Origin of the sequence: Herpetosiphon sp. (genome assembly GCF_003512625.1) — a bacterium.
GTDB classification, from domain to species: Bacteria; Chloroflexota; Chloroflexia; order Chloroflexales; family Herpetosiphonaceae; genus Herpetosiphon; species Herpetosiphon aurantiacus.
Genome location: NZ_DOPT01000019.1, coordinates 28,502 through 39,591, shown reverse-complemented (window position 1 = coordinate 39,591; position 11,090 = coordinate 28,502). Strand labels below are relative to the sequence as shown.

At 49.5% G+C, this 11,090-nt stretch carries 8 protein-coding genes, 1 tRNA gene and 1 pseudogene; 6 read left to right on the top strand and 4 right to left on the bottom strand.

The genetic code is table 11. The annotated features are described in order from the left end of the window. Positions 1 to 377, bottom strand: a pseudogene (locus DEF47_RS04360) (hypothetical protein); the annotation flags it as partial. A gap of 452 nt (positions 378 to 829) precedes the next feature. On the opposite strand from DEF47_RS04360, the gene DEF47_RS04355 reads away from it, so the two are divergent. Further along, the gene (locus DEF47_RS04355; RefSeq protein WP_012190007.1) at positions 830 to 1,840 is read left to right on the top strand and encodes a LacI family DNA-binding transcriptional regulator; all 1,011 of its coding nucleotides are present in this window, start codon (positions 830 to 832) and stop codon (positions 1,838 to 1,840) included. Positions 1,841 to 1,904: 64 nt separating this feature from the next. Here the strand turns inward: DEF47_RS04355 and DEF47_RS04350 are convergent. Next, a tRNA-Ile gene (locus DEF47_RS04350) sits at positions 1,905 to 1,980 on the bottom strand. A gap of 328 nt (positions 1,981 to 2,308) precedes the next feature. Next, the gene (locus DEF47_RS04345) at positions 2,309 to 4,195 is read right to left on the bottom strand and encodes a S9 family peptidase (protein WP_012190008.1); all 1,887 of its coding nucleotides are present in this window, start codon (positions 4,193 to 4,195) and stop codon (positions 2,309 to 2,311) included. A gap of 136 nt (positions 4,196 to 4,331) precedes the next feature. Between DEF47_RS04345 and DEF47_RS04340 the strand changes: the two genes are divergently transcribed. Continuing rightward, complete coding sequence (locus tag DEF47_RS04340) at positions 4,332 to 6,914, top strand: winged helix-turn-helix domain-containing protein (protein ID WP_012190009.1); 2,583 nt, start codon at positions 4,332 to 4,334, stop codon at positions 6,912 to 6,914. A gap of 138 nt (positions 6,915 to 7,052) precedes the next feature. On the opposite strand, the gene DEF47_RS04335 is transcribed toward DEF47_RS04340, so the two are convergent. Continuing rightward, positions 7,053 to 7,694, bottom strand: coding sequence for a histidine phosphatase family protein (locus DEF47_RS04335; protein WP_012190010.1), 642 nt, complete (start codon positions 7,692 to 7,694; stop codon positions 7,053 to 7,055). Between the two features lie 414 nt (positions 7,695 to 8,108). On the opposite strand from DEF47_RS04335, the gene DEF47_RS04330 reads away from it, so the two are divergent. From DEF47_RS04330 to DEF47_RS04315, 4 genes are all read left to right on the top strand, one after another. Next, the gene (locus tag DEF47_RS04330) at positions 8,109 to 9,206 is read left to right on the top strand and encodes an extracellular solute-binding protein (protein ID WP_041306305.1); all 1,098 of its coding nucleotides are present in this window, start codon (positions 8,109 to 8,111) and stop codon (positions 9,204 to 9,206) included. Between the two features lie 21 nt (positions 9,207 to 9,227). Next, the gene (locus DEF47_RS04325) at positions 9,228 to 10,127 is read left to right on the top strand and encodes an ABC transporter permease (protein WP_012190012.1); all 900 of its coding nucleotides are present in this window, start codon (positions 9,228 to 9,230) and stop codon (positions 10,125 to 10,127) included. Further along, a complete protein-coding gene (locus DEF47_RS04320) occupies positions 10,124 to 10,909 on the top strand; it encodes an ABC transporter permease (RefSeq protein ID WP_012190013.1) in 786 nt (261 codons plus the stop codon). Before DEF47_RS04325 ends, DEF47_RS04320 begins: the two co-directional genes overlap by 4 nt. 9 nt (positions 10,910 to 10,918) lie before the next feature. Further along, on the top strand, positions 10,919 to 11,090 hold a 172-nt coding region (locus tag DEF47_RS04315; RefSeq protein ID WP_287044991.1), incomplete at its 3' end, for an ATP-binding cassette domain-containing protein.

Genomic DNA, 11,090 nt, shown 5'->3' with positions numbered 1-11,090 from the left:
ATCACTTGGTTGGGATTGCTACAGGCATAAATGTTGTGCCAGCTGCCATCATCCCATTGCGAGCCACGCAAAGCGGTCAGCACCGCCCGAGCACGATCATAATCAGCCTTGACCACAAAGGCGATCGCTGCCACCGCCTGGTCATAGACCACACACAGATCATCGGCAGCCCCCCCGTGCTCGAAGCTATCGACCAATCCATTTGGCAACTGCTGCGCTTGCAACCAACCATAGGCCTTATCCGAGGCCGTTGGAGTAGTTTGAGCAGCCGTTGATTGAAGCGTAAATGCAAAAAGACCGAGGATAAAACTTGTGAGGATAAGCAGCGTGATCGTTCGAACTATACGATGCCGAGAGAGCGTTGCTGAGTCCATCATTGGTCTCCTTTTTATTCAGAACATCCTGAATCTGGTTTTGTCGTTGGTAAAAGGGCCAGCTAAACACGGATCACGATGGTTGGTGATAAAGAGGTGAGGTTTTTGAAATCGCTTTCAGAAAATTAGCATAATTTTAATAAAAAGTCAAGGATTTGATCGAAAAATTTGATTATTCCATTCATTTTATAAAGTATTCTGAAAATTTATTTCAAAATACACACATTTATGAAAATAATTTTCAAATTATAGTCGTAATAGGGTAATTTTTGGAGCACGAGCAGCAGTGTGCCGATCGCGATCCAAGCGCCAAGCAACGATTAAACCAAAGCCAACCATCCGTTTGCGTCACAAGCGGCAGAAGCCCATGCTTTGCATTCAAACGGGAATATGGTATTGTTGATGCTCATTATGAAACGATTGATAGCTTGGAAGCGCTAGTTTGGTTAAGCACTATGACTGGAAGTAAACGGATCACCATCCATGATATTGCACGCAAAGCTGGCGTATCACCCAGTACTGTCTCGCGGGTCTTGAACAGCACCACACCTGTAGCCGAAGCCAAACGCCAAGCTGTAACAACGGCGATTCAACAGTTGGATTATCGCCCAAATCTGATTGCCCAAGGCTTGGCTCGTGGCACATCGACGATTATTGGCGTGCTGACCCAAGATATTGGTAGCCCGTTTTATGGCGAGTTACTGCGCGGCATCGAATATGGATTTCGTGGCAGTCGCTATCACCCGATTTTTGCCGATGGCAACTGGCAACAAGCTGAGGAATACAACGCATTAAACATTCTGCGCTCACGCCAACCTGAGGCATTAATTATTTTAGGTGGTTTAATGCCTGATGCCGAAATGTTGGCCGCAGCCCAAGAATTTCCCTTGATCATTATTGGGCGAAGTGTGCCAAGTTTGGAAGAATATTGTGTTTTGGTTGATAATTTCCAAGGAGCTTATCGCGCAACCCAATATTTAATTGAAATGGGCCATCAGCGGATTGCCCATATTACTGGAATTCGCAGCCATCAAGATACACTTGATCGCCAGGCAGGCTACGAACAAGCCCTGCGCGATGCCAACTTGCCAATTAATCCCGACCTGATTGTTGAGGGAACGTTTCAAGAACAATCGGGCTTACTAGCCGTCGAAACCTTATTAATGCGAGCAAACCCGTTTACCGCCCTCTTTGCAGCCAATGATCAAATGGCCTATGGTGCTCGCTTAGCGCTCTATCGGCGAGGAATTCGGGTGCCCGAAGATGTTTCGCTGATTGGCTTTGATGATTTGCCAAGCTCAGCCTATACCACGCCCCCATTAACTACTGTTCGCCAACCAACCTTCGAAATGGGCATGAGTGCAGCCAAAGCAACGCTTAATTTAATCGATCAACGGCCATGGCCATTGCCTCAGCTAACTCCCGATTTAGTGATTCGTGAGTCAACTGGCTTCGCACGGCGTTAAATAGCAATCGCAGCAAGCAAAAATCTATGGTGATTAATGGAGAGATTTGTGAGAAGGGGATTGATGGTGGGCCATGAGGGATTCGAACCCCCAACCAAGCGGGTATGAGCCGCGTGCTCTAACCGTTGAGCTAATGGCCCTGCTCACCGGAGTGTATAGTACCATATTTTTTAAATAATGGTGCAGTATTTCAAGCATGCATTCAGGAGAACACAGGGTTTTCATCCTACGTTCCTCTTACAACGTTCCCTCACCCCCTACCCCTCTCCCACTGCGGCAGGCGAGGGGAGTTCCAAGTGATGGGCTGGTTCCCCTCTCCTCGCCTGCGGGAGAGGGGGCAAGGGGGTGAGGGCATGCCAATCAACGATAAAGCCCACTCAACTATTTTAAAAATCTACCCTTGAAAGGCGGGGCTAGGTGGGGAGGGAATGTTAGTTGTTGGCAAGCCTAACCCCTGAACCCTACTCTCTAGAGATGCTGGCTGAAAAAGTCGGTGATCCGGTTATAGCATGTCACTTTGTTGGCATACTTCAAAACATCGTGGCCTTCATCACTGAACAACAGATAATCAACATTTTTGCCCAAGGCTTGCAATTCGTGCACCACTTCGCTCGATTCACGCTCAATCACCCGTGGATCGTTGGCTCCTTGAGTCACCAATAATGGGCAAGCTAAGTTGTGCATATAGGTTTTGGGCGAGCGCTCGACTAGGAAATCATGCTCAGTTACAGGATCGCCAACTTGGGTTGCCATGTAACTCTTCCAAGTTTCAGGCACTCGCGCCGAAAAGGTGTGCAAATCGTAGGGGCCAAACATATCGATGCCTGCTCGCCAAAGCTCAGGGTGACGGCCCAGCAAGGTCAGGGTCATAAACCCGCCATACGAACGCCCCATCACCCCAGTTCGTTTGATATCGATCAACGGGTCATTGACTAAAACCTTAGTCATGGCATGCACATGATCAAGCCGATCTTGGCCACCCCAATCGTGGGTAACGTGGTTCATATACTTAAAGCCATAGCCACTGCTGCCACGCACATTAGGCACAAAGACTGCAAAGCCCTTCAAGGTCAAAAATTGAATCAAGGGCATCGAGAACCAGGCAAAATCGGGGCGTTCTTGGCCTTGCGGGCCACCATGGATGTAATACACCAAGGGGCGTGGGCCTTCATAGCCCAAAGCTGGAGCTGGGCGATAAAGTCGTGCCGAAATGCGCAGGCCATCATGTGAGTTGAATGAGGCATCTTCGCCAGCCGCTAAATGCTCAACGGGGATGCCCAAAACTCGTTCGGTGGTGTGCTGTTGCAGCTCTTGGCTGGACTTAATCGTGTAGATTTGGGTTGGAGCAATCGCAGTCGAGAACGAAAGCGCAAAGCTATCACTCGCTTGATCATAGTCAATCGACTCTAAAACGCCATTGTCGAGCGGTGCTTGGCCAACCAAAACCTTGGTAACCAACATACGTTTGCCAGCTAGATCAAACTCTGCTTCGTAGCACCACGAACAGCCATCGATATTGTAGCCAATCAAAAAGCGCTGCTCAGTCAGATGTAACAAGCGATCAAATTCGCCTTGGCCGCTATGCACCAAGCCCTCGATCGTCACGGAATCCAAGCTTTGCGCGCCATCAAGGCGCAACAAGGCTAAACTGTAACAATCATCAAAGAGGCTCGTGCTCACCAAGGCCACCTGATCATTGACCCATTCGCCAAAGCCCATACCATTTGGCTCAACTGGCGTTGTACGTTGATCCATCGGCGTACCGAAAACTACCGAGCGCTCGGTGCTACCAAGCTGCTGGCGATAAATCACGCTATCACCAATGCCATAGCCATCGACCGTGATAATTGTTTGTTGATCGGGAGCTGAGGTCGCATAAAATGGGCCATCTGGGCCAGTATGCAGTAAAGTGCTCGTGCCAGTCAACACATTAATTTGATAGCAACTAAGTTCGGGCCGCACGCGTGAAGCAACATTCAAATAGCCAATCCCTGTGCTTGGGTCAAGCTTGGAGAGGTTGGTTTGGGCATCAGCAAATTGATCGCCAAAAACTGGCTCAGGGAAGCCCCCAGTCAGGGGAATGCGCAGCGGTTGGTAGTTTTCATCGCCATCTTTATCGATCATAACCACAATTTGATTGTATTCGGCCAGCACTACAAACGATTTTCCGCCCATATGGTGCGGCGTTTGCAAGGCAATATCGGGCGGTAGCAACGGCTCAGGCACACTGCCAGTCAGCAGCATCCGATATAAACTTAGGCGGCCATTCAGATCGCTAATAAAATAAAGATAATCGCCAGCGCGTTGTGGAACAACAAATTGACGAGCGGCAAGCAAGGCTTCGATGCGTGGCATTCTTCCAACTCCTTGTTAACAGCAATTTCATATTATTGTAGAGCGCAGTGCGGCGATCAAGCTTCATTCAAAAGGTGTAGCCACAAGGTGTAGTTGGCTGTGGTAGACTGACAAGTAGGCCTTGAGGGATTGTGTTATGCTCCAACTCATCCAAACTAAATTAGTTGTGCCGCCGCCACGCGAGCGGGTGGTCAAACGTTCGCGCCTCTATCAGCGGCTTGATGCTGGGCGTAACCAACGCCTAACCTTGATCAGTGCTCCAGCTGGCTTTGGCAAAACGACCTTAGTCAGCGCTTGGTTGCACATCACCAAACAGCAACATTGTGTTTGGCTGACCCTCAATAGCCACGATAACGATCCGTTACGCTTTGCCCAATATCTGCAACAAGGTTTTCAGGCCCAACTGCCGCAGTTCAATTGGCAATGGCTGGAGCTACTCGGCCATCAAGTGTTAATCAATGTGGTCACTACTCTAATCAACCAACTCCATGAGCAAACTGAGCATTGGGTATTGGTGCTCGATGATTATCAGATGATCGATCATCCAGTTATTCACGAGGCGCTTACCATGTTGATCGAGCATTGCCCGCCGCAATTGCATATCGTGTTGACGTGTCGCCAACAACCAGCCTTACCATTGGCTCGCTGGCGAGCACGCAATTGGCTAACCACCGTTGGCGTAGCCGATTTACGTTTTACCGATTATGAGGGTGGTGAGTTTCTGCGCGATGTGATGCACGTTCGGCTGAATCAGCAGATTGAAAGTCAAGTGCTGCATCAAAGTGCTGGCTGGATTGCTGGCCTGCAACTGGCCGCCCTAGCCTTATCCGAAGCCCCCAGCCCCGAGCACGGTTTGCGGGCGCTCAATTCGGGCCAAGCCAGCGATATTAGCGTTTATTTGCTCGAAGAAGTTTTTCAGCAACAACCAACATCAATTCAGCAAGCTCTGTTGGCTTTGGCTCCCCTCGATCGTTTTAATCGCTCGTTGGCCGATTTTATGCATCAGCAATGCGAACTTGGCCCCAACCAACTTGATCAGATTATCGAACGTCAGCTGTTTATTGGGGCACTTGACCAGGAGTGGTGGCAATTACACCCGCTGTTTCGCGATTTTCTGCTGCAACACGCCAATTTGATCGATCCTGAGCTACGCAATCGTGTTTTGGCAATCGCCGCCGAATGGTGTCGCGATCAACATTATATTCACGATGCGATGCACTACGCTTTGCAAGCCCAAGCACACCAGTTAGCGGCGGCAATTCTTACGCCTTGGGTCGGCCAATTTGTACGCGAAGCGGCCTTTTATACCTTGCGACCATGGCTCGATCAATTGCCAATTCATATCATCTGGAATGAGCCACGTTTGTGCATTGCTCAAATGTGGATTTTGATTACCTTGCGCAATGGCGAGGGCATTCAAGGCTATCTCGAACGGATCAGCCAGCTGGTTGGCAGCAACGAACCAAATCCTTTGGCTGCCGAGGCCTTGGCGTTGGGTGCATTGGCTGCAACCATGACCTCAAAGCTTGAGCAAGCTACCTTATGGGGTGAACAAGCCAAACGCCTGAATACCAGCAACGATCCGACAATTCAAGGGGTGATGACCTTTTGTTTAGCAGTGGTGGCGCATTTTCAGGGCGATGCTCAACAGGCCGAAATGTTCTATCAACAAACTGAAACTTTAGGCCAAACGATTAATAGTCGCTTTTTATCAACGGTTGGTGCGGTAAATCGCGCTGGTTTGTTGCACGATGTCGGCCAATTTAGCCGCGCCGAACAAATTTGCTTGAGCTTGATCGAACAAGCACAAGCCTTGCCAGCGCCCCGCCCATTTATGGCTGGCATGCATTGGATGTTAGCGCGGATTTATCATCAGCGCCATCAATTGCCCGAAGCCTTGGCGGCGGTTGAGCAAAGCCTCAATAACAGCAAAATCATGGATAATCGCCAAATGTGGTGTGTAGCTCAAGCACAACGGGTAGCAATTTTGCAATCGCAGAATGATTATCCCCAAGCGCTGCACTGTTTACAACAGCTTGAGGAATATGCGATTGGCCATGATAATGCCAAAATTCGCCTAATTATTCAACAAACCCGCTGTTTGCTGGCGATCGAGCAGCACGATTTAGCCCAAGCAACCCAATGGTTGGCCTTGATCAACGCCGACCCTGAGGATTTAAATAACCCGATTAATCAATGGTTGGGCGGTTTGCTCGCTTTGCGTCAAGCAGCACTGGATCAAGCATCCAGCTTATTAAATCAAGCCCTAACTACCGCTGAACGGATTAATTTTGTACCGCTCTTAGTCAGTATCCACGCCACCTTGGCCATGGTTTTAGCTCGCCAAGGCCAACTTCCCAAAGCATTGACTGAACTCCAACATGCCTTGACAATTGCCGAGCCAGAGTTAATTATCCAACCGTTGCTCGATTTGCAGGCTGGGCTGATTCCATTATTGCAACAATTGCCAAGTAGTCCGTTGGTTTTGCGCTTGCTACACCACAATCGGCTGGAAACGCTTGATCTGGCGATAACTCCGCGTGAACATGAGATTTTGCGTTATTTGGCGGCTGGCTTGGGCAATCGCGCGATCGCCGAAGCCTTGGTGATTGCCGAAAGCACGCTCAAACGCCATATTAGCAATTTGTACCTCAAGCTCGATGTGCATAATCGTACTGCCGCAATTGTCAAAGCTCGCGAACAAGGCTTAATCGATTGAATGTAGGAAGTTTTTCTGCGTCTGCTAGACATTAGAGGAAATTCGATTTCAAGGATCGGCATGCCCTCACCCCAACCCCTCTCCCACTGCGGTGAGCGAGGGGCTTTTGGTGGAGAAGTTAGAGGGTGAGGGCATTTTTTAGAGGGCGGTTTGGTTTTCGCGCACGGTGGCCAATTTGCCAAGGTGGCAAGCTTCGCTCAAGCTCACCAAATAGGGCAAATCTTCGCCATATTCGATCACGCTAATTGAGGCATTGGTAATCCACAAGCGATTGATCCGATCCATATTGATGCCAAGTGCATCGGCAACCAAAATTTTGACAACCACATCGTGAGTTGAAAAAATCACGGTTTCGTTGGGGCGTTCGCTCAAAACCCGTTCTTTAAAGTCAATAACGCGCTTGAGGATGTTCGAGAAGCTTTCGCCGTTGGGCATTTGCGAACGAGTTGGGAAATATTGCCATTCGCGTAATTCAGCGCCATATTGGGCCTTAACATCGTTGCTATACAACCCTTGCCAATCGCCATGATGAATTTCAAGCAAGGCTGGCTCGTCGATAAATGGTACTTCGGGGTGAAATTCGGCAATTGCGCGAGCGGTGTTGTTGGCTCGTTGCAAGGGGCTAGCGTAAATCACATCAAGCTTTTCGCGCTTGAGGCGTTGGGCTAAGGCTTGGGCTTGTTGTTGGCCGAGTTCGCTCAAGGGCGCATCTTCTTGGCCTTGATAGCGACCGATTTTATTCCACTCACTCTCACCGTGACGCACCAAAATTAACCGCATAAAGCCTCCAAGTAAAGTCAAAAGGCAAAAGGCAGAAGGCAAATGAGTGAAGCCTCCAAGCTAGATCTGCATTGAGCTTTTGGCTGGTTTGAGATGGTTGTGCGTCGTTGCAGTGGGTGAGCAGCATTGCTCTACGGCGTTGTATCATACCAGATCTTGCGAAGTTGGTGGCTAGTATGTTGAAGCGTGATGTGTTCTTAACCAAAATATTACAATTATGTTATAGTACGATAAATTAGCCCCCGTAGCATCAACCCAGCCCATTTTTTGTGGTTACACTCGTCAATAACCCGACAGATTCTCTTGCATCGTGGTCTAGCTTGCTAGGAGATTTAACCCATGGCTCAATCGAAGCTTGGTGCTTTTCGGCTACGTGCTGCTAAATTAGCGGCCTTATTCCTCGTCGTTTCGTTGATGATTAGTGCGTGTGGCTCAGCTGCCAGCGAAAGCACCACCGCCCCAACCGCTGGCTCAGGTGGCACATCATCAACTATGGATGCTTTGATTGCTGCTGCCAAAGCCGAAGGCGAATTAACCGTGATCGCCTTGCCCCACAATTGGCTCAACTACGGCGAAATGATCGAAAACTTCTCGAAAAAATATGGCATCAAAATCAACGAACTGAATCCTGATGCTGGTTCGGGCGACGAAATCGAAGCGATCAAGGCCAATAAAGATAACAAAGGCCCACAAGCCCCCGATGTGATCGACGTTGGCTTTGCTTTTGGTCCATCCGCCAAGCAAGAAAATCTCTTGCAGCCCTATAAAGTTTCAACCTGGGATACGATTCCTAACGAGTTGAAAGATCCTGAGGGCTATTGGTTTGGCGATTACTATGGCGTGTTGGCGTTTGCCGTCAACAAAGATGTGGTCAAAAATGTGCCGCAGGATTGGGCCGACCTCTTGAAGCCTGAATACAAAGGCCAAGTCGCCTTGGCAGGCGATCCACGGGTCTCAAACTTGGCGATTCAGTCAGTCTACGCCGCAGCACTTGCTAATGGTGGTAGCTTGGATAACGTTCAACCTGGCTTGGATTTCTTCAGCAAATTGAACCAAGCTGGCAACTTTGTGCCAGTTATCGCCAAACAAGGTACCTTGGCCCAGGGCGAAACCCCAATTATGATCACCTGGGACTATTTGGCAATCAGCGCTCGCGATGAATTGGGCGGTAACCCTGAAATCGAAGTGGTTGTGCCAAAATCAGGCGTGCTTGGTGGCGTGTATGTTCAAGCGATCAGCGCTTATGCTCCGCACCCAAATGCTGCCAAATTGTGGATGGAATACCTCTACTCCGACGAAGGCCAATTGACTTGGCTCAAAGGCGGCGGCCACCCAGTGCGCTACAACGATTTGGTTGCTCGCAATGTAATTCCAGCCGAAATTGCGGAAAAATTGCCACCAGCCGAACTCTACGCCAACGCCGTATTCCCAACCTTGGCGCAGCTCGAAGCTGCCAAAAAAGTTATCGTCGATGGTTGGGATACCACGGTCAACGTCGATGTCAAAGAATAATTAAGGAAGGATCGCCGCTCTGTGGCAGAACAAGCTTCAGAACGTGGTCGGGGTGCGCAATGGCAGCACCTCGACCTTCGTCGCATTAATTGGAGTTGGCTGGGCACAGTGCCATTTTTCCTCTTTGCTTGTGCCTTTTTGGTGCTTCCGTCGGCCTCGCTAGTGATCGGTAGTTTTCAAGATAACGAGGGCAACTTTACCCTGCAAAATATCGCCGATCTTGGTCAACCAAGCATCCTCAATGCCTATCTGCTCAGCGTGCAGGTGAGTGGGGTTACGGCCTTGCTTGGCACGTTGGTTGGCGGTTTGTTGGCCTGGGCCATGGTGCTGGGTCGTTTGCCGCGCTTTGTCCGAGCTTTTTTGATTCCCTTCTCGGGTGTGGCCTCGAACTTTGCTGGCGTACCCTTGGCATTTGCCTTTATCGCTACCTTAGGGCGGGTTGGCTTTGTCACCGTTTTGCTCAAAAATTTGGGCTTTGATTTGTATGACCAAGGCTTTAATCTCTACAGCTTTTGGGGCTTGAGCGCGACTTATCTCTATTTTCAAATTCCCTTGGTGGTGTTGATTTTAACTCCAGCCTTTGAGGCACTTCGCCCGCAATGGCGTGAGGCCGCTGAAAGTTTAGGTGCTTCGGGCGGCTACTACTGGCGAAGCGTCGCCTTGCCAATTTTAACCCCAGCCTTGTTGAGTACCGTCGTTTTACTCTTTGGCAATGCTTTTGGCGCGTATGCCACAGCCTATGCCTTAACTGGCGGCTCATTGAATATTGTGCCGATTATGATTGGGGCGCAAATTCAGGGCGATATTTTGCATAATCCTAATTTGGGTTATGCCTTGGCATTTGGCATGATGGTAATTATGACCTTGGTTTTGGCGCTCTATAGCTGGCTTCAGCGCCGATCGGCACGGTGGTTGCAATGAAAAAACGTTCGTCATTGGTTGCGTGGCTGTTTATCATCGTTGGTACAAGCTATTTCTTGTTGCCGCTGATTGCCACGTTTCTGTTTTCGCTGCGAGCCAAAAAAGATACTTTAGGCTTTACTGCCTATCAACGAGTTTTTGCTGATAGTAGTTTTTACGAAACCTTCCTATTTTCAGCATTAATGGCCTTGTTGACAATTATCGCCAGCCTGCTTTTGCTGGTTCCCACGGTGTATTGGGCCTATTTACGCCATCCCCGTTTACACCGCTTGATCGAATTGGTCTCGCTGATGCCATTTGTGATTCCGCCAATTGTGTTGGTGTTTGGTTTGATCAAATCGTATAGCCGCTCGCCAGTGATTTTGGTGCAAAATCGTGGCTTGTTGATCGCAGGGTATATGGTGCTGACGCTGCCCTATATGTATCGGGCGATTGATGCTGGCCTGCGTGCGACCAACGTCAAAACCCTGACCGAAGCCGCCCAAAGCCTTGGGGCTGGCTGGCCGCGAATTATTTGGCAAGTGATTGTGCCGAATGTGCGCGGAGCCTTGGTTAATGGCGCATTTTTGACCTTTGCTACGGTGCTGGGCGAATTGACCTTAGCCCAATATTTGGCTTGGCCCGCCTTCGGCCCATACCTCGCACGGATCAGTCAAAACAAAGCCTATGAACCAGCAGCGCTCACAATCATTAGTTTTGCCCTAACCTGGGTGATTTTTGGAGTTGTGCTGTTGGTCAATAGCAAAGATCAGCAACAGACTCAATTTGGTGGAACACACTAAGGAACTGCCATGGCTTTTATCGAATTACACAATTTAACCAAGCAATTTGGCCCAACGACGGTGGTTTCGCCGCTCAATTTGGCGGTCGAGCGGGGCGAATTTTTGTCGGTGCTCGGCCCCAGCGGCTGCGGTAAAACCACAACGTTACGCATGATCGCAGGCTTCGAGGCTCCCAGCGGTG